The sequence below is a fragment of the Umezawaea beigongshangensis genome (assembly GCF_016464305.1).
Taxonomy (GTDB): Bacteria; Actinomycetota; Actinomycetes; order Mycobacteriales; family Pseudonocardiaceae; genus Umezawaea_A; species Umezawaea_A beigongshangensis.
The window spans coordinates 1-17,632 of sequence record NZ_JAEIOJ010000019.1 but is presented as its reverse complement, the minus strand read 5'-3'; the positions used below and the strand labels follow the sequence as shown (position 1 = coordinate 17,632).

General features: G+C 72.2%; 17 protein-coding genes and 1 pseudogene. 1 reads left to right on the top strand and 17 read right to left on the bottom strand.

The genetic code is table 11. From position 1 onward, the window contains the following. Nucleotides 1-23 precede the first annotated feature (23 nt). Entirely contained in the window at nucleotides 24-1,787 is a 1,764-nt protein-coding gene (locus tag IMZ35_RS28535; protein ID WP_229373572.1) for a selenium-binding family protein, read from the bottom strand. 192 nt (nucleotides 1,788-1,979) lie between these two features. Between IMZ35_RS28535 and IMZ35_RS28530 the strand changes: the two genes are divergently transcribed. Continuing rightward, complete coding sequence (locus tag IMZ35_RS28530) at nucleotides 1,980-2,288, top strand: ArsR/SmtB family transcription factor (RefSeq protein ID WP_199444310.1); 309 nt, start codon at nucleotides 1,980-1,982, stop codon at nucleotides 2,286-2,288. A 30-nt stretch (nucleotides 2,289-2,318) separates the two neighbouring features. Here the strand turns inward: IMZ35_RS28530 and IMZ35_RS28525 are convergent, their stop codons facing one another. The 16 genes and pseudogenes from IMZ35_RS28525 to IMZ35_RS31190 all read right to left on the bottom strand — a co-directional run. Continuing rightward, nucleotides 2,319-3,782 (bottom strand): NDP-hexose 2,3-dehydratase family protein, encoded by a 1,464-nt coding sequence (locus IMZ35_RS28525; protein WP_199444309.1) that lies wholly within the window; start codon nucleotides 3,780-3,782, stop codon nucleotides 2,319-2,321. Nucleotides 3,783-3,825: 43 nt separating this feature from the next. Next, a complete protein-coding gene (locus IMZ35_RS28520; protein WP_199444308.1) occupies nucleotides 3,826-4,476 on the bottom strand; it encodes a winged helix-turn-helix transcriptional regulator in 651 nt (216 codons plus the stop codon). Nucleotides 4,477-4,539: 63 nt separating this feature from the next. Then, on the bottom strand, nucleotides 4,540-5,433 hold the full coding sequence (locus tag IMZ35_RS28515) for a homocysteine S-methyltransferase family protein (RefSeq protein WP_199444307.1): 894 nt from the start codon (nucleotides 5,431-5,433) through the stop codon (nucleotides 4,540-4,542). Between the two features lie 21 nt (nucleotides 5,434-5,454). After that, nucleotides 5,455-6,588 (bottom strand): trans-sulfuration enzyme family protein, encoded by a 1,134-nt coding sequence (locus IMZ35_RS28510; protein WP_199444306.1) that lies wholly within the window; start codon nucleotides 6,586-6,588, stop codon nucleotides 5,455-5,457. Next, on the bottom strand, nucleotides 6,585-7,430 hold the full coding sequence (locus IMZ35_RS28505; RefSeq protein WP_199444305.1) for a class I SAM-dependent methyltransferase: 846 nt from the start codon (nucleotides 7,428-7,430) through the stop codon (nucleotides 6,585-6,587). The genes IMZ35_RS28510 and IMZ35_RS28505 overlap by 4 nt, the downstream gene beginning before the upstream one ends. Before the next feature lie 32 nt (nucleotides 7,431-7,462). Further along, entirely contained in the window at nucleotides 7,463-8,734 is a 1,272-nt protein-coding gene (locus tag IMZ35_RS28500) for an aminotransferase class V-fold PLP-dependent enzyme (RefSeq protein WP_199444304.1), read from the bottom strand. Continuing rightward, a complete protein-coding gene (locus IMZ35_RS28495) occupies nucleotides 8,731-9,366 on the bottom strand; it encodes a crotonobetainyl-CoA--carnitine CoA-transferase (protein ID WP_199444303.1) in 636 nt (211 codons plus the stop codon). The genes IMZ35_RS28500 and IMZ35_RS28495 overlap by 4 nt, the downstream gene beginning before the upstream one ends. Nucleotides 9,367-9,700: 334 nt before the next feature. After that, nucleotides 9,701-10,408: a DUF899 family protein gene (locus IMZ35_RS28490; protein WP_199444302.1), complete on the bottom strand. Its 708-nt coding sequence runs from the start codon at nucleotides 10,406-10,408 to the stop codon at nucleotides 9,701-9,703. 26 nt (nucleotides 10,409-10,434) lie between these two features. Then, the gene (locus IMZ35_RS28485; RefSeq protein ID WP_199444301.1) at nucleotides 10,435-11,127 is read right to left on the bottom strand and encodes a winged helix-turn-helix transcriptional regulator; all 693 of its coding nucleotides are present in this window, start codon (nucleotides 11,125-11,127) and stop codon (nucleotides 10,435-10,437) included. Nucleotides 11,128-11,200: 73 nt separating this feature from the next. Further along, on the bottom strand, nucleotides 11,201-12,517 hold the full coding sequence (locus tag IMZ35_RS28480) for an ABC1 kinase family protein (RefSeq protein ID WP_307868963.1): 1,317 nt from the start codon (nucleotides 12,515-12,517) through the stop codon (nucleotides 11,201-11,203). A gap of 18 nt (nucleotides 12,518-12,535) precedes the next feature. Beyond that, nucleotides 12,536-13,174 carry an NHL repeat-containing protein gene (locus IMZ35_RS28475; RefSeq protein ID WP_199444300.1) on the bottom strand — a complete coding sequence of 213 codons (639 nt, stop codon included), beginning with the start codon at nucleotides 13,172-13,174 and terminating at the stop codon, nucleotides 12,536-12,538. After that, the gene (locus tag IMZ35_RS28470; protein WP_199444299.1) at nucleotides 13,174-14,073 is read right to left on the bottom strand and encodes a class I SAM-dependent methyltransferase; all 900 of its coding nucleotides are present in this window, start codon (nucleotides 14,071-14,073) and stop codon (nucleotides 13,174-13,176) included. The genes IMZ35_RS28475 and IMZ35_RS28470 overlap by 1 nt, the downstream gene beginning before the upstream one ends. Before the next feature lie 119 nt (nucleotides 14,074-14,192). Next, on the bottom strand, nucleotides 14,193-15,395 hold the full coding sequence (locus tag IMZ35_RS28465) for a DUF6004 family protein (RefSeq protein WP_199444298.1): 1,203 nt from the start codon (nucleotides 15,393-15,395) through the stop codon (nucleotides 14,193-14,195). A gap of 122 nt (nucleotides 15,396-15,517) precedes the next feature. Next, the gene (locus IMZ35_RS28460; protein WP_229373571.1) at nucleotides 15,518-16,453 is read right to left on the bottom strand and encodes a hypothetical protein; all 936 of its coding nucleotides are present in this window, start codon (nucleotides 16,451-16,453) and stop codon (nucleotides 15,518-15,520) included. A gap of 46 nt (nucleotides 16,454-16,499) precedes the next feature. Continuing rightward, on the bottom strand, nucleotides 16,500-17,357 hold the full coding sequence (locus IMZ35_RS28455) for a maleylpyruvate isomerase family mycothiol-dependent enzyme (protein WP_199444297.1): 858 nt from the start codon (nucleotides 17,355-17,357) through the stop codon (nucleotides 16,500-16,502). A gap of 140 nt (nucleotides 17,358-17,497) precedes the next feature. Further along, nucleotides 17,498-17,632: pseudogene (locus IMZ35_RS31190) on the bottom strand (ClpB D2-like domain containing protein); the annotation flags it as partial.

Sequence of the window (17,632 nt, the reverse complement as noted above, 5' to 3'; positions counted from 1 at the left end):
CGGGGTACGGGCCTGCCGGGTGGTCAGCGCCGCAGGTGGGCGTCCGCGACGGCGAACAGCACGCCGTGCGGCCGCGCGCCCCCGTGCTCGCCGTGCGGCCAGCGCTGCCGGTCGAAGTTCACGCACGGCGTCCGGTCGTTCTCGTCCCGGAACGACTCGTCCAGGTCCAGTCGACCGCGCCGGTCGTCGAAGTCGACCACGCACACCCGGTGGTCGCCGTCGATGCCGGTCTGCGCGACGAAGTAGTTGGCCGTGGCGAGGCGCTCGACGTCGCCGGTCTCGCGGTAGCGGCCGTCGTGGCCGCGCTCGAAGTTGTCCATCGCGCCCCAGTGCGGACCGACCGCCACGCGCCCCCCGGGACCACCCACGCCGCCCTTGATCGGCAGGACGTCCACGACGGCCGGGCAGTCCCGCTCTGCGCCGCCACCGGTGACCTCGTCGAGCGAGTCGATGCGGCAGTCCGGGTCCTCGCCCGAAGCGAGCAGCTCGCGGATGTCGAGCACGTAGACCATGCCGCTGTTCTGCTCGGGCGTCAGGCGCGGGTCGGACCCCATGACGGCGTTGAACAGGTACCGGTCGTCCGGGCTGGTCTGGAGCCAGCTCCCGCCGCTGAGCTGGCCGCTGAGCACGCCGGACGGGTCGAACCGCCGGTAGGCAGCGGTGTTGTCGAAGACCTGCCGCCACTCCGGGGCGGGGTCGGTGATGTCGGGCGTGTAGTAGATCGCGCCGCCGGCCATCGTCCCCGCGAAGGCCCCCTTGTTGTGCCTGCGGTTGGTCACGGTGGTCTCCATGACCATCTGGTTCTCCTCGAACACCGCCTCGTCCTGGCGCGGACCGACGGGCAGGGCGCTGACGGAGACCAGCTCGGGGGCGTTCCGGTCGGTGATGTCGAAGATGCGCACGGTGGTGCGCAGCAGCTTGGGGTCGAGCTGCACGGTGTCGGGGTCGAGGTAGTTGCGCACCTCTGCGAAGTCGCTCACCACCAGTCGGTTCAGGTCCTCACGCGCCTGGATTCCGTGCGGGTTGGCGCAACTGGGCTTCGGCAGGGCCGGCACGTTGCCGCACAGCTCGGGCATCTCCGCCTCCCGGCTGGACGCCGGGCTCTCGCTGAGGGTCCTGCCGTCCTGGCCGATCCGCACGACCGCGCCCGGCGAACCGGCGAAGCCGTTGCCGACGCGGGTCTCGCCGTTGCTGTAGGTGCAGGGTCCGGTGACGTCGGGACCGCCCATGTACGACCCGTAGGCGGTGCCGTCGCGCAGCACCCAGAAGGCGTCGGGCACGGACGCGCACGGGGTGTCGGCGCCGAGGTTGATGCCGGTGAGCCGGATCTCGGGCAGCTTCGACACGTCGAGCACGAACGTGGTGTCGGTGAACATGGCGCCCGCGTACACGCGATCACCCGCGTGCCAGACGTACTGCATGTGGTGCGGCTCGCTGCCGACCTGGGGACTGAGCACCGCCGTGTTCACGACCTTGCCGTAGGTCCGCGACCCCCTGGTCGCGTCGATGACCGCGAGGAAGTCGGGATCGGAGCCCTGGCCGCCGTCCGCGTCGCCGGCCCAGGTGAGCAACCACTCCCTGGCGCTGTTCCGGTCGCGCAGCGGCACGAGGTGGTTGGTCGCCCGGTACGTCCGGCCATCGCTGCCGAGGACGCTGGAGGACGTCACCACGACTTCGGCGTGGCCCGACGGGGTGGCCGTGGTGAGCACTCCCACCACGACCAGGAGGACGGCGGCGACGGCCGTCATCCTGGTGCTCCACGGTCGGGACGGTGGTGATCCACTCATGAGGTCTCCCCAGCTCGCCGAGCATTTGCTTTAAAAAAGCTTAGCTAAGGCACCTCGACCAGAGCAACCCGCCGCCCGCGACCCCGCGCCGGTTCCCACTCGGCGGAACGGTGACGCGCGTCGCCTGAGACGTGCGTCCCGAACAGCGTCCATAACTTGCAAGGCATACACAGTGCACGTATTGTTCAGGGCATGGCAGCCGTGTTCGCCGTACTGGCAGATCCGGCCCGTCAGCGCATCGTCGAGCTACTGCTCGAACGCCCTCGCCCGGTCGGGGAGCTGGTCGAGCAGCTGGGGATCTCCCAGCCCGGAACCTCCAAGCACCTCAAGGTGTTGCGCGAAGCGGGCATCGTCCGCGCGCGCAAGGACGCCCAGCGCCGCGTCTACGAACTGTGCCCCGGGCCGCTGATGGAGCTCGACCGCTGGCTGGAGCCCTACCGCAGGCTGTGGTCCGGTCGACTCGACAACCTGGAGCACTACCTCGACACGATGCCCGACTGACCTCGGCGCGCGTCCCCCGCACGACGCCGCTCACGCCGCGTCTCGCGGCACGCACAGCGCGTGCAGACCGGTCACCAGACTCCGGGCCTGGACGTTCACGTAGTGGCTGTGCCGCAGCAGGTCCACCAGCTGGTGCACGGCCACCCAGCGGTGCTCCGGGGTCTCCGCTCCGTCGGGCGAGTCGACCTCCACCACCACGTTCCGCGTGCGGGCGCGGAAGAACCGACCACCCTCCTCCGACTGCACGACCGAGAACCTGATCTGGTCTGGCCGCGCGCCCAGCACCGCGTCCAGGTGCCGCGGCCGAGCCCGCGCGGGGAGGTGCCGGTAGTTCTCCGGGGTGCACTGCACGGTCGGCGCCAACTCGACCACGTCCACGCAGCCCGCCTCGGCGCGGGCGTGCACCAGGGCGTGGAGCACGCCACCGATGCGGGTCACCACGAACGCGGTCAACCCCGTGCCGCACGGCCGGATCATGGGTTGCGACCACCTGGCGACCTCGCGGTCGGGAGCCCGCACGTCCACCCCGATCACGTCGAAGAACGCACCGGTGCGGTGCGAGATGGAGTCTCGCGACCGCCGCCAGTCCGGCAGTTCCGCCAGCGGCACCGCCGCCGTGCGCAAGTCGGTCCGGGTGCGACGCTCGCTGATCCAGCGCAGCAGCTCACCCGTGGTGTGCGCGCTGCCGGCACCCGGCTCGCACGAACGCACCAGGGCGGAGCGGAAGTCGCCGCCGCCCGCGCCCAGGTCCGCGGCGAGGCCGTCGCCCGCGAACGGCAGGCACGCCAGCACGGTGCGCGCGTCCATGTTGACCACGTCGTCGCGCGCGAGCATCCGGTGCACCTCGGCCAGGGTGAACCAGCGGAACCCGTCCAGCACCTCCAGGTCCTCGTCCACCTCGACCACGATGTTGCGGTTGCGCTTGCGGTAGAACCACGCCCCCTGTTCCGAGTGCCGCACGTCCACGAGCACGCGTTCCCGCGACACGTCCAGGAAGTGGCCCAGGTAGGGCACGGCGCGACCGCGGTGCACGCCGGTGTAGTTGCTGCGGGTGGCCTGCACGGTCGGCGAGAGCTGAACCCCGTTGACGTTGCCCGGTTCGACCTTGGCCTGCATCAGCAGGTGCAGCACGCCGTCGAACTCGCGCACCAGGATGCCGAGCACACCCACCTCGGGCTGGTGGATGATCGGCTGGTTCCAGCGGGACACCTCGTGACCGGGGACGGTCACGTCGATGCCGCGAACGGCGAAGAACCGGCCGCTGTCGTGGCCGAGGTCACCGGTGCGCGGGTCGACGTGCCAGTCCCGCAGCGCGTGCAGGGGCACGTGCCGGACGTCCAGCTCGGTGGTCCGGACCCGCTGCTCGAACCACCGGTCCGCCTCGGCGGCGGCCGCGGCGCTGCGCACGGCGAGCGCGGAGCGGGCCAAGCGCGCGGGAGCCGCGCGCTCCCCCGCCGCCACCGTCGCGGAACCCCACCCGCCCGTCACAGCCATGTCCGCATTTTACTACCAAAACAGATTGCGAGTGCGTGGTGTGTCAGGACAGGTCGAGCATCCGGATGCAGCGCTTGACGGCGTCCTCGGACCCGGAGATCTTCACCGCGCCCGTGGCGATGGCCTGGAGCGGCGAGAGCATCCGCGCGCCGATCTTGACGAACGTGTCGGTGTCGCACTCGACGGCGAGGTCGGGCGCGGCCACCGAACCGCGTCCGAACGCCACCGCACCGGAGGCGACCGCGATGCTGAAGACCTGGTCGGCCACCCGGAACTCGTAGACCTCGTCCACGTCCGGGATGCGGTCCTCCTGCACCATCGCCTGCACGGCCAGGAAGCCCCACCTGGCGCGGGTCGCGCTCGACGAGTCGGTCTCGTCGAGGAACCGCAGACCCCACCTGGCCAGCGCCAGCACCGGCGGGCCCAACTGCGCCCCGACCTCGGTGAGCGCGTACTGGCGAGCCCGCCCGTCGCCGGGCACCGGTTGCTGCTCCACCACGCCCTGCTCGACCAGGGAGCGCAGGCGGTCGGCCAGCAGGTTCGGCCCGATGCCCGGCAGGTTGTCGATCAACTCCGTGAAGCGGGTGGGGCCGATCAGCAGCTCGCGCACCACGAGCAGGGTCCAGCGCTCGCCGATCACGTTCAGCGCGCCCGCCAGCCCGCAGAACTGCCCGTAGTCGCGTTTCGACGACACCACAGACCCACCACCCTTCCGGGTGGCTCATGCTAGTCGCGGCGGTGATCGGCACGGCGGTGATCACGGTGCGGGTACCGCGGACACCGCCTTCGCCGCGGCAGCGAGGTGCTCGGGGGTGGTGCCGCAGCACCCGCCGAGCACGGACGCGCCGAACTCCGACCGCCACCGCGCGGCCGACGTCGCGAACTGCGCCGGTCCGAGGACCGCGGGGACGTGCCGGTCCACGTGGCCGCCGTCCGGCAGGCCGGCGCGGTCCTCGACGTTCGGGGAGGCGCCGAACGGCACCCCGGCGACCTCGCCCAGCACGGCCAGGCACGCCTCGACGTCGTCCGGCCGGGTGCAGTTGACCAGCACCGCCGCCGCGCCCTCGCCGGTCACCGCCCGCGCGGCCTCGGCCAGCGGCTCGCCGGACAACAGGCGCGCGTCGGGTCCGCAGACGAACGAGGCCCACGTCGTCGCGCCGGCCGTCACCGCCTCCCCGACCGCGATCCGCGCCTCGCGGACGGAGTTCATGGTCTCCACCAGCACCAGGTCCACCCCGGCGCGCACCAGCTCCACGACCAGCCAGCGGTGCTCCGCGCGCAGCTCGTCGTCCGGCGGCACGAGGTCCGGCCGGTAGCAGTCCTCGACCGGCGCGACGGACCCGGCCACCCGCACCCGGCCGCTCGAAGCGTTCCGCACCGCGGTCGCGACGCCCACCGCCGCGTGCACCATCCACGCCAGGCCCGCGTCCTCCAGCCCGTTGCGCTCCAGGGCCCGCAGGTTGCAGCGGAACGTGTTCGCGGTGATCACCTCGGCGCCCGCGGCCACGTGGTCCTCGTGCACCGCCCGGAGCACGTCGCGCTTCTGGCCGGTCAGCACGGCCCGCGTGGTCCACCACGGCGCGGCCACCGGGACGCCGCGCCGCTGCAACTCGGTCGCGACGCCGCCGTCGAGCAGGGTCAACTCCGCCATGTCACTCCTCCGCGTGTGTCCTCAGGTGGTGCGGAACGCCCGTTCGAGGTCGTCGAGCAGGTCTTCGGGGTCCTCGATGCCGACCGACACGCGGACCAGGTCGTCGGTGATGCCCAGCCGCGCCCGCACTTCCGGCGGCACCGGGCGGTGGGTGGTGGCGGCCGGGCACTGGGCCAGCGACCGGACGCCGCCGAGGCTGACGGCGTTGGCGAACAGCCGCGTGCGGCGCAGCAGCGCGTCCACGTCGCCGCGGTAGCGGAACGAGACCAACGAGCCGAACCCCGTCATCTGGCGGGCGGCGACCGCGTGCCCCGGGTGCCCCGGCAGACCCGGGTAGCGCACCTCCGACACGGCGGGCGACCCGCACAGCGCCTCCACGACCAGTCCGGTGGTCGCGACCTGGCAGCGGGTCCGCAGCGACAGCGTCTTCAGGCCCCGGTGCACCAGGAAGCAGTCGAACGGGCCGGGCACGTTGCCGACCGCCGTGCGGTGGGCCGTGAACGCCTCGTGCAGGTCCTCGCGATCGTGCACCAGCGCCCCGCCGAGCACGTCCAGGTGCCCGGCGACGGACTTGGTGGTGCTGTAGAGGGTCACGTCCGCGCCGTGGCGCAGCGGCTGCTGGAGCACCGGACCGGCCAGCGTGTTGTCCACCAGCACGACCGCGCCCACCGCGTGGGCGCGCCTGCTCACCTCCGCCAGGTCCACGACCTTGAGCAGCGGGTTCGTCGGCGTCTCCACCCACACCAGGGCGCCGGCCGCGGCGTCGTCGGCGAACACCGCGGCCACGACCTCCGGGTCCGCCAGGTCCTCGTACCGGACCTCGACGCCCCGGTCGGCGAGCGTGCCCATCAGCGAGTGCGTGCCGCCGTAGACGTCGTCGGACACGATCACCCGCTGCCGGGCGAGCACGGCCAGCGCTGTCGCGCCCGCGGCCTGCCCCGAGGAGAACACCGAGGCGAACCGCACGTCCTCCAGCGCCGCCAGGCAGCGCTCCAGGCCCTCGCGCGTCGGGTTCTCGCCACGGGCGTAGAACCACCGCAGCGGGTCCTGCACGTCGCGCTCGTAGGTGGAGGCCAGGTGCAGGGGCGGCACCAGGTCGCCGGTGCCCGCCGGCGGCTCCTGCCCCACGTGCACCAACCGCGTGTCGAACCTCATGCCACGCCCCTGACCAGCAGGCACCGGGACGGCAGGCTCAACCCGCCGTCGTCGGTGCGGAACCCGTCGACCGCGCCGACGAGCGCGGAGCGCACCTCGGGGTGGTGCGCGTCGCCGTACCGCTCGCGCAGCGCGCCGTGCAGCCGGGGCGGCAGCACGTCGAGCGCGAAGTCCGCGAACGCGTCCGGCGCGGCGAGCCGGAAGTCCACCACCACCTCGGTCACGAGGACCTCCCGGAACCCGGCGGCGGCGACCTCGTCCCGCAGCGCGGTCGGGTCGGCCAGCGCGAACGGGCTCGGACCGGGCGGGGGCGGGGGGAGTTCCAGCAGCCCGGCCAGGACCCGGAAGCCCAGGGCGATCATCGGCACCTCCGCGGGAGGACCCCACACGGCCGCGGCGAGGGTGCCGCCGGGCCGCAGCGCCGCACGCAGCGCCCGCAGCAACCCCACCCGGTCCGCCGCCAGCGGCAGCACCCAGCGGCTCAGCACCGCGTCGTGCCCGCCGGGGACGACCTCCGGACCGCCGACCAGGAACCGGACGCCCCGGCGGCCCGCGGCGCGCTCGCGCGCTCGCGCGACCATGCGCGGCGACAGGTCCACGCCCACCACCTCGCCGGTCGGGCCGACCGTGTCGGCGACGGTGAACGCGGGCTCGCCGAGCCCCGTGCCGTAGTCGAGCACGGACTGGCCGGGGCGCACCCCGGCCAACCGCACCAGTTCCGCGGACACCGCGCCCGCGGCCCGCTCGAACTCCGCGGTCCAGGCCAGCCAGCCGTCGCTGACCGCGTCCCAGGTCGCGATCTGATCGGCGCGCACCTGGTCCCGGTCGTCCACCTTCGACATCGAGCTCCCCCTCGTGCTGGTCGTGGCGCGGGTCACAGGAAGCGGGTGGTGGGGTGGTCGGTGGTCCAGAAGTCGGGCCGCACCGTGTCCAGCGCTTCGACCACGGCGTCCACGTCGCTCTCGGTGTTGTAGACGGCGAAGGACGCGCGCACCGTGCCGAGCAGGCCGAGGTCGTCCAGGAACGTGCTGGCGCAGTGCACCCCGCAGCGGACCGCGATGCCGCGCGCGTCCAGGTGTCCGCCGACGTCGTAGGGGTGGACACCCTCGACCACGAAGGACACGATGCCGCTCGGCTCGTCCTCCGGCGCGCCGATCACCCGCACGCCCGGCCGCTCGGACAGGCGCCGCACCGCGTACCGGACCAGGTGCTCGTCGTGGGCGCGCACGGCCTCCCGGCCCAGGCCGTCGAGGTAGCGCAGGGCCGCGGCCAGGCCGACCGCGCCGGCGACGTTGGGCGTGCCCGCCTCCAACCTGGCGGGCACCGGCACGTGGCGGACCGGTCGGGCGGCGTGGACGCCCTTGACCGTGCCGCCGCCGACGCGGGGCGGACGCAGCTCGTCGAGCAGCTCGCGCTTGCCGTAGAGCACGCCGGTGCCCATCGGGCCGTACACCTTGTGCGCGGAGAAGCAGTAGAAGTCCGCGTCCAGCGCCCGCACGTCCACGGCCCGGTGGGGCACGGCCTGCGCGCCGTCCACCAGGACCAGCGCGCCGTGCCGGTGCGCGGCGTCGATCAACTCCGCGACCGGGTTGACGGTGCCGAGCACGTTCGACACGTGGGAGATCGCGACCAGCCGCACCTCGGGCCCCAGCAGGGCGGTGAACGCCACGACGTCGACGCGGCCCCGCGCGTCCACGGGGGCGACGAGCAGCCGGGCGCCGGTCTCCTCCGCGAGCCTGCGCCACGGCAGCAGGTTCGAGTTGTGCTCCATGCCGCTCACCAGCACCGCCCGGCCGGGGCCGAGCAGACGGCGACCGATGCCGTCGGCGACGGTGTTGACGGCGTCGGTGGTGCCCGCGGTGAACACCACCTCTTCGGGGTGACGCGCGCCCAGCGCCTCCTGCACGGAGGCGCGTGCCTCCTCGTAGACGTCCGTGGACAGGCGGCCCAGCTCGTGGTAGGCGCGGCCGACGTTGCTGTTGGCCGTGGTGTAGTAGTCGATCACCGCGTCGAGCACGACGCGCGGCTTGTGCGTGGTGGCGGCGTTGTCGAGGTAGGGGCCGGAACGGGTGGCGAAGATCGGGAAGTCGTCCCGCACCGAGGCGGGCAGGGCGTCGACGACGCCCTCGTGCGCGGTGTGCGTCATCCGTTCTCCTCCGTGAACAGGCTCGTGAACCGCAGGACGTGGTCGGTGGCGAGCGGGAAGACCTTCTGCTGGGCGTAGGGCCGCAGGTGGGGCGGGGTCCACCCCGGCTCGCCCCTGGCGGGCAGGCTGCCCGCCACGCGCAGGTGGGGACCGTAGAAGAACCAGCAGATCTGCCCGACCTGCTCGGTCAGCAGCACCGGGTGGGCGTCCTCGGGGTACATCGGCAGGTGGGTGCGCGTGGCCCAGAACTCGCCGCGCGGCCCGAACGCGTGGCCGTGCATGACGTGGCCGAAGACGTCGTGCACCACTCGGAAGACGTCGTTGTGGGTCAGCTCCACGCCGTGCTCGACCACCCCGGAGGGGGCGCGCAGCGGGTGGAAGCCGGTGACCGGGCCGGGGCCGTGGCCGGCCGAGGTCAGGTAGACGTGCAGGACGCCGGTCTCGCGCACGCGCCGCACCAGGTCGCGCGATCCGCTGTAGGGCCCGCGCTCGTCGGACCACGGCCGCACGTCGAGCCCCGCGGCACGGATGGCCCGGTACTGCGCCAGGTTCTCCCGCTTGAACAAGTCGTACCGTCTTGCCGTGTCGTCGTCCCAGACCAGCGGCGGTGCCCGGTCGAACAGCTCGGCCATCTCGCGACAGAACTCCGCGTCCAGGTCGAGTCGCAGGGTCGACAGGTGGTCGAGCGATGCGACGGAGAGAAGCGGATGACCTTCCACGTAGGAACGAGCCACAGCGGCGAAGTCCGACGCGGCGTCGACGTCACACCCCACGATCCCCCCATTCCCCTCAGGGTGGAACCTGTTTTTCAAGTAAACAGTAACACGGATCGACCAGGGAGGATCGAGCCGAGACCACGGCGCGGCCGATCGCCACAGCCGTTCAGCGCGGCCGTTCGACACAGCCGTTCGGCACGGACCCGGAGTCGCCGAGCGGCTCACCCGTCCTCGGTCGGCACCCCGTCGCTCAGCGGCGGTCGCCGCGCAGCCTGCCCGCGTAGTCGTTGGCCGCGTACCAGCTGCCCCGCCCCTGCGGCAGCAGGTCCAGCACCTGCCACACCGGCGAGTACAGGTCGATGCCGCGTTCCCCGTCCTCGCCGGTCCAGTCGGCGAACGCGGTGTAGAAGTGGCGCACGCCGTCCCCGTCGCGGCGCAGCACGCTCAGCCCGGGCCGCAGCGAACCGTCCTCGTGGACCGCGCCCAGATCGCGACCGAACGACGTCCCTCCGGCGGACACCAGCCGCAGCCCGTCCCAGCCGCGCCGGCGACCCCACGCCCGCAGTTCGGGCACTCCCGCCTCCGCCACCACGGCGAACGCGGTGTGCCGGGCCAGGTGGTGCGACACCCCGTGCAGGCCGTCCACCCACATCGAGCACATCCGGCAGCCCTCGCGGGCGCCCGGAGCGAACATCAGGTGGTAGACGACCAGGGTGTCGTGCTCGCCGAACAGGTCGACCAGCCCCAGGACGCGCTCGGGCTCGTCGAGGCCGGGGTCGTCGGGCCCCTCCCGGAGCGGGTAGTCCTCCAGCAGCGCGCCCGGCGGTAGCGCGCGGCGGGCACGCGCGACCGCCTCCAGCGCGTCGCGCAGGTTCCGCTCGGCGTGCCACAGCTCGGTGCGCGCCTCGCGGTAGCCGTCGTCAGCGGATTCGGGCCACAGACCGACAGGACCGGTCATCCGGGCAGCGCCTCCCAGTGGTGGTGTCAGACGGCCGCGACGGGTGGTGACTGCCGGGCGGGCACACCCGTTTCCAGGCCGAGCAGGTCGCAGCACCGCACCACGGCCTCCATGTCGCCCTGCAACGACAGTCTGCCGGTCACCATCGCCAGCAGCGGGGTGAGGCGGCCCGCACCGACCTGCACGAACGTGGCGGCGTCGGTCTTCGCGACCATCGCGGGGTCGACCGCAGCGCCCTTCACGGCGCGGGCCCGGCCACCGGAGACCTGGACGTGGAAGACCTGGTCGTCCACCCGGAACTCGTAGTTCTCGTCCACGTCGGAGACCTTCGACTGGTCGAGCATGGACTCGACGGCCAGGAAGCCCCAGTGCGGCCGGACGGCGTCCTCCGGGCGCAGGTCGCCCACGAACTCCATGCCCCAGCGCGCCAGACCCAGGATCAACGGGCGGAGCCGCTCGCCGACCGGGGTCAGCGCGTAGGCCAGCTGCGAGCCGGTGCCGCGGAGGTCGACCTGCTCGACCACGCCGCGCTCCACCAAGAACTTCAGGCGTTCGGCCAGCAGGTTCGTGCCGAGGCCCGGAAGGTTCGCCAGCATGTCGCTGTACCGGGCGGGGCCCATCAGCAACTCGCGGACGATCAGCAGGGTCCAGCGTTCGCCCACCACGTCGAGGCCCGACGCGAGACCGCAGTACTGCTGGTAGGTCCGCTTGGTCGTCATGGTCGTCTCCTTCCGACAGCACAGACTACTCGATCCTATAGCTGTCGACTAGGACATCTGCCACAGCCGCCGCTCAGCCGGATGTGGTAGTCGTCCCGAACAACCCCTTCACCACCACGGGCTTCGCCGCCTCCTGGAAGTCGACGTCGGGGTTGAGCTCCCGAATGGTTCCTTCGATCACCAGTAGCGACAGCAGCGGAAAGATGAGTTCGGGCGCGGCGTGCACACCGTGCTTGCGCTGGAGGTCGAACATCTCGGTGGCGAAGCCGACCAGGCTGAACTCCTTCGCGGGCAGGCCGTGGCTGCGCTCGACCAGGTCGGCCATCCGGGTCAGGAAACCCGTCACGTCCGCGCGCTCGTCGAGCCCGGCGGAGCTCTCCACCACGATCTCGGCCGCGCGCTTCCCCCTGCCGACGGCCATGTTCATGAAGAACTCGGCGAACAGGCGGCGCAGCCGGTCGGTCAACTGCACGCTGAAGCCGGCGTCGAGGACCACGACCTGCGCCGACGCGGTGAAGTACAGGTTGCCGGGGTGCAGGTCGCAGTGCACGAACCCGTCCACGAACAGCATCTGGTAGATCGCGGTGAGCCCGGAGACGCCGAAGCGCTTGCGCGCGGCGGGCGAGCACCGCTGGGCGGTGTCGGTCGCCAGGCCGTCGATGAACTCCATGACGATGCACCGGGGCCGCGACGCCTCGGTGAACACCTGCGGCACCCACACCCGCGGCACCGCCGACAGGTTGCGCCGCAACCGCCGCAGCGCCTCGGCCTCGCGCTCGAAGTCGAGCTGGCCCAGCACGGCCCCCGCCACGTGGTCCACCACGTCGGTGACCAGCACCCCGGCGAACACCGGCAACCTCGCGACCAGGGCCGCGCCCCGCCGCATCAGCAGCAGGTCGAGTCCCATCACCCGCTCCACCCCCGGTCGCCGCAGCTTGAGCGCCGCCGTGCGACCCGAGCGCAGCGTCCCCCGGTAGACGCAGGCCACGCTGCCGCTCGCCACGGGGGTGCGATCCACCTCGGCGAACAGCTCGTCCAGCTCGTCGCCGAACGCCTCGGCCAGTGCGCGGTCGGTCTGGGCGCGGTTCATCGGCGGCACGTCGTCCTGGAGCACGCCCAGCTCGTCGCACAACGCGGGCGGCAGCACGTCGCGTCGCGTGCCCAGCACCTGCCCCGCCTTGACGAACGTGGGCCCCAGGCGGATCAGCAGCACCGTGGTGCGCCGGTAGAGGTGCCGCAGGCCGGTGTCGCGGCCGGAGCGCGCACCACGCACCAGGGCCGAGACGAGCGCGGGCACCAGCACGGCGACCAGCAGCACGCACACCCGCGCCACGCGCTGGACCAGCGCGCGGCGCGACGGGGGTGGTGGACCGGCGGTGAGGTCGGACACGGGTGGCTCCCTCCGGGTTCAGGTTCCGCTGATGCCGGGCACCTCGATCGCGCGCAGTTGGAGCGTGGTGTAGTCGCAGTACCAGATCCGGCGACCGTCCCAGGTGATCCCGGTGGGGTTGCCGGCCACGTCGTAGCTGGCGACCTGGCGCCGCAGGGCGACGTCGACCAGGTTGATCGTGCCGGCCCGGTGGTCGGAGTAGACGAGGAAGCGGTCGGACACGGTCAGGCCCGCGATGGGCCGGGTGACCGGGATGCTGTCCAGCAGCTCGCCGTTCTCCGCGCTGCGCAGGTCGAGCACGCGCAGGTCCTCGTAGCCGAGCCAGATGCCGTCGCGGGTGGCCTCCAGCCCGCACAGCACGTGACCGGGCCGCGGGTTGGCCATCTCCACGACCGTCTCGCCGCTGTCCGGGTCGATCACCCGCAGGTCGCGGTTGTCGCCGACCACCTGCACGAGGTTGCCGGACAGCGTGGTCAGGTCGGTGCGCACGCCGGGGCAGGCGATGCGCCGCTCGACGCTCCCCGTGACCGGGTCGAGGGCCATGATCCGGCTCGACACGGCCTCGGAGAACCACAGGAACTCGCCCGACCAGGTGAGGCCGCACAGCTTCAGCGCGCGGACCGGGATGTCGCGGACGGTCCCCAGCGACATGGGCATCAGGCGCTCCTTCGCCGGGAGAGGGCGCAGTCCAGGCGCCACTCCGTCGCGTCGCGCGCGGCGGCGCGGGAGAGCGGCGGGACCAGCTCCGCGAGCACCTCGTCGCCCGGCAGCACCGGCGTGTGCTTGATCGGCCAGGTCCACACGGCCCAGTTGCAGCCGGGGTAGGAGGGGAAGTTCGACAGCACCACGCCGTCTGCCAGCTCGGCGGAGAAGTGGCCCATCACGGCGTGCAGCTCGCCCGCTCGCTCGACGCGCAGGCGGCCGGGAGCCGCGGGCCGACCGGCGCGGCTGACGCCGATCTCGCTGACCGCCACCGGGACGTGCGCACTGAGCAGCACGGGATCGCGCTGGAAGAAGTGCAGCTGGGGTCCTGGCGGTGCCGCGGCGCGCACCGCGTCGAGCCGGTAGCCGAGGTGCTCCTCCCGCCACACGCCCCAGCCCTCGCCGTCGAACCCGATCGCGGTGAGGTGAGTGGTGAGGCGACGGGGCACGACGCGCCCACCGGGGGCGAGGTTGCGCTTGGCGACGGCGGCGACCAGCTCGACCATCTCCTCCTCCGGACCGAGGTTGCCCATCAGCTCGGCGACCACGACGTCCACCGCGCGCGGCAGGCGCGCCACCCGCGCGTCGCCCTGCACCACGGTGATCCGGTCCCGGAAGTCGTTGTCGGCGGCGATGCGCTCAGCCAGCTGGGCCATCGCGGGGTCGGCCTCGATCGCGTACACGTGGGACGCGCCGTGCTTGAGCGCGAGCACGGACAGCACCAACGTCCCGGCGCCGACGTCCGCGATCACGTCACCCGGTCTGACGGCACGCGCCAGCGCTCGGTCGTAGGCGTCGATGCGCACGTGGTCCGCCAGCATCACCTGGTGCATGGCCAGGAGTCGGGAGTCCATGCGGCGCTCTCCCCTCGGGTCGCCGGCCGCGCCGGTGGGTGCCACCCGGAAGCACGGGCGACACCCACCGGAACTTGCTATTGGAACTTAAACCACACCTGCGTCGGTGGCAACCGGCATCAGATGTTGACGGCGGCGGTCTCGCCCACGTGCGCGTCGCGCATCGCCAGGCGGACGCCGGTCAGGCGGGCCTTCACCTCGTTCTCCGTCGTGACCAGCGGCGAGTCGGCGCCGTCCAGCTTCAGCTCCGTGCCGGTCGCCTCCACGTCGCGCAGCTTGCCCGCGACGTGGACGGAGTTGTCGGCGTAGAGCGTGCCGTGCGGGGTGCACAGCTCGAAGTTGGTGTCGATGTGCAGGTCGCTCGGGAAGGAGACGCGGCTCAGGCTGTCCTCGTTGCCCTCGCCGAGCGTGCCGCCCGACACGCGCGGCCACGACGCCCGCAGCATGACCCTGCCACCCAGCTCGGCGCAGTGACCGGAGACCGCGACGCGCGCGAGCTGCGCGAGCACGCCGGGGCCGTCGGCGTGCTTGTCCGGACCGAACAGCAGGATCTCCGCACCGGCGGCCTTGCGGTAGTCGCCCGCCAGGTCCACCTTCACGGTCTTGCCGTTGACCTCGACCTCGAGCTGACCCTCCAGGGTCACCTGCATGATCAGCGAGGGGTCGACCAGCATCGACATGCACGGGCCGGCGCTGGGCGCGAAGAAGACCTCCGGCGTGATGCCGAGGGGCTCGTTCTCGTCACTGGCCGGGTACCACGCTTCGGGCAACGTGGTACCGCGCACCACGTTCGGCGCCTGGACGACGTCGAACGGGCCGTCGCCGCGCGGGTGACCCAGGTACGGACCGGTCAGCGGCTTCTTGAAGGGCGGCACGTTGTCCACGACACCGTAGATGTCGATGACGTTGCGGTGCGCGAGGCGCAGCGTGCTCGTCTCCAGGATGCCGAAGCGACGGATGTAGAACTCCGCGGGGAAGTTCTTGCCCGGCACGATCTGCTTGACGTGGCCGGAGTTGGGCAGGAACGGGTTGGACAAGACCTGAAGGCGGTCGTCCAGCTCGTAGCTGTACCCCTTGATGCCGACTTCCGGGGCGCTGATGAGCTCCGTGTCGAACGAGGCGTAGCCCTTCTCGTCCACGCGGTGCTCGAATCCGGGCATCGGCCACTTGTTCAGCTGCACGAACCCGGAGAGGTTGATGGTCTCCCTCCGGCCCGAGTAGTAGTCGTCGCCGAAGACCACCGTCGCGGCGGCCAAGATGTGCGGACGGATCGGCTTGGGCTCCAGGTTCAGAGACTCGTAGTTCTCCTTGGAAAGACTCACTCCAGACACCTCCAGCGTCTGTCGAGTTGGGACCGCCAGTGGGCTGATGCCGGACGGCACGCGGAGCGGTCACGCTCGGCCTACACACATAAGACTATATATTTTTTAAGTAAAGTCAAGGCTCACACCCAGGGTGCGACCGGGTACCACGGGATGAGGTCGCGGCGTTCGAGGATGCGCACGTCCCAGTACAGGACGAGGAAGACACCCGCCGCGACGAACGCGGCCGAGGTCAGCACGGCCCTGCGGCGCGGGTCTGCGGCGAACCAGCGCCCCAGCCGCGCACCCGCCGACCAGGTCACGACCAGCAGCAGCACGGCCATGACGAGGATGTTGCCCACCGACTGGAGTGCGAAGGCCGCGGCTCCGTAGAAGACGTTGCCGCTCTCGGCGGCGTCCCGGAACATCACCCGGAACAGCGGGAACGGACGGCCGATGAGGAAGGCGCCGATCAGCGCGCCCAGCACCACCATCGGTGCGCCGGGCCACCGGCGGGCGAGCCGCGCCAGCGGGTCGGGCACCAGGCCGGCCGCGGCCAGGCCGAGGTAGACCATGACCAGGCCGACCACGCCGTAGACGACCATGGCCTGCACCAGACGGGGCGCGAGTCCGTCGGTGGTGGCGGTCTGGAACTGCGGCATGCCGGTGCCGACGAGGGCGACGACGACGCCGTAGGCGGCGGACACCGCGATCATGCCGACGGAGAGCCGGGCGAGCGGGCGCAGCACTCCCAGCACCCTGTCCGAGGTGCCGCCCTCGCGACCCGCGACGGGCGCCATCACTCCGAACGCGGCGATGTTGCAGGCGGTGAACGTGCCCGCCAGACCGGACACGAAGGCGAACACGACGCCCGCGCCGACCCCGGCGATCGGTGTCGCGTCGGCGTCGTGGCCGAGCAGCCCGTCTGCGACCGTGCCTCCGATGACGGAGTCCACGAAGTGGGCCGACCACACGACGGTGAGCAGGAAGCCGACCAGCGCGCTCAGGCCGACCACCAGCCAGGGACGGCGGGGCCGAACGGGAACCTCCGCGGTGCGTGTCGATGCGTGTACTGACATGCGGGGACCTCCGAGGGGTGCGGACGGGGAAGTGGGACGGCGGACTTCAGGGGGTGCGCATCCGCCGCAGGTAGGAGACGGCGACCCAGGGGCGGGGACCGGTGGCGACGATCCGGCCGGTCGCGACGGCGCGAGCGAGCGGAGTGCGGCGGAAGACGGTCAGCATCAGCGCGCCCGGCTCGAACCGGACGCGAGCGTCCGCGCCACCTCCCGGCGGGTCCGCACCGACGCGGCCCTCGCCGCTGACCAGCACGACCGGGGTGGTGTGCGCGGAGCGGAACTCCACGCGAAGGCGACGACCCCGCCCGGAACCGTCGCCGAACAGGTGGCCGGTGTGCTCGCCACCGAGCAACTGGACCAGGAACACCTCGAAGGCGAGGGCGGCCTCGGCGGACGGGACGCGCCACGGGAGCGAGACGGCTCTGGCGATGTCCCAGCCGTGCAGCAGGATCTCGTTGAGCTGGTGGGCCAGCAGCGAGGCGACCGGCATCCGGGAATCGCCCAGCCAGCGCGCGGACCGGTGGGGGTCGGCGTCGGCGCTGAGCTCCACCACGTCGGCGACCCCCTCGCGCAGGTCGCGCGCGAGAACCTCGGGAGACCGCTCGGGGAACGCGCGCAGCGCCGCGTCGTTGAGCCGGGCGAAGTCGCCGAGCGTCGCGCTCGCGAGGAGCCGGTCGATCTCGGGCACGCCCAGCGGCGCGGCCGGAGAGCGCAGGAAGCCCGCCTGCATCCGGGAGACGATCGCGGCGTGCGCGGCGACCTCCGCGACCGACCAGTGGCCGATCGCCGGCAGGTCCGGATCGCGACAGGACAGCAGCAGGTCGGCGAACCGCTCGGTCGCGGCGGCGAGCGCGGTGCGCAGGTCGTGCCAGCGGTGTTCGGTGAGTTCGAGGCGCACATCCACCCCAACCGGGAATTTACTTTAATTAAAAGTATTAGCTACCCGGTTGACGGCACAATGAGCGCGGTCGATCTGCGGTCCGGTGTCACCCGGTCGGCCCTCACCCGCTCGGCCGGGCGTCACGGGGCGGGCACGTGAGCGAGGCGGAACGTGAAGCGCTCGTCGTCGCCCTCGCCCTCGGTGTCGACCAGCACGGACCGTCCGGCCTGGATCTCGCCGAACAGGATCTTCTCCGAGAGCTGGTCCTCGATCTCGCGCTGGATCGTGCGGCGCAGCGG

Excerpts from the sequence above, each read along its gene's own strand:
- IMZ35_RS28535 (WP_229373572.1), bottom strand. The coding sequence starts at position 1,787 with ATGAGTGGATCACCACCGTCCCGACCGTGGAGCACCAGGATGACGGCC.
- IMZ35_RS28530 (WP_199444310.1), top strand. The coding sequence starts at position 1,980 with ATGGCAGCCGTGTTCGCCGTACTGGCAGATCCGGCCCGTCAGCGCATC.
- IMZ35_RS28525 (WP_199444309.1), bottom strand. The coding sequence starts at position 3,782 with ATGGCTGTGACGGGCGGGTGGGGTTCCGCGACGGTGGCGGCGGGGGAG.
- IMZ35_RS28515 (WP_199444307.1), bottom strand. The coding sequence starts at position 5,433 with ATGGCGGAGTTGACCCTGCTCGACGGCGGCGTCGCGACCGAGTTGCAG.
- IMZ35_RS28510 (WP_199444306.1), bottom strand. The coding sequence starts at position 6,588 with ATGAGGTTCGACACGCGGTTGGTGCACGTGGGGCAGGAGCCGCCGGCG.
- IMZ35_RS28505 (WP_199444305.1), bottom strand. The coding sequence starts at position 7,430 with ATGTCGAAGGTGGACGACCGGGACCAGGTGCGCGCCGATCAGATCGCG.
- IMZ35_RS28500 (WP_199444304.1), bottom strand. The coding sequence starts at position 8,734 with ATGACGCACACCGCGCACGAGGGCGTCGTCGACGCCCTGCCCGCCTCG.
- IMZ35_RS28495 (WP_199444303.1), bottom strand. The coding sequence starts at position 9,366 with ATGGCCGAGCTGTTCGACCGGGCACCGCCGCTGGTCTGGGACGACGAC.
- IMZ35_RS28490 (WP_199444302.1), bottom strand. The coding sequence starts at position 10,408 with ATGACCGGTCCTGTCGGTCTGTGGCCCGAATCCGCTGACGACGGCTAC.
- IMZ35_RS28485 (WP_199444301.1), bottom strand. The coding sequence starts at position 11,127 with ATGACGACCAAGCGGACCTACCAGCAGTACTGCGGTCTCGCGTCGGGC.
- IMZ35_RS28475 (WP_199444300.1), bottom strand. The coding sequence starts at position 13,174 with ATGCCCATGTCGCTGGGGACCGTCCGCGACATCCCGGTCCGCGCGCTG.
- IMZ35_RS28470 (WP_199444299.1), bottom strand. The coding sequence starts at position 14,073 with ATGGACTCCCGACTCCTGGCCATGCACCAGGTGATGCTGGCGGACCAC.
- IMZ35_RS28460 (WP_229373571.1), bottom strand. The coding sequence starts at position 16,453 with ATGTCAGTACACGCATCGACACGCACCGCGGAGGTTCCCGTTCGGCCC.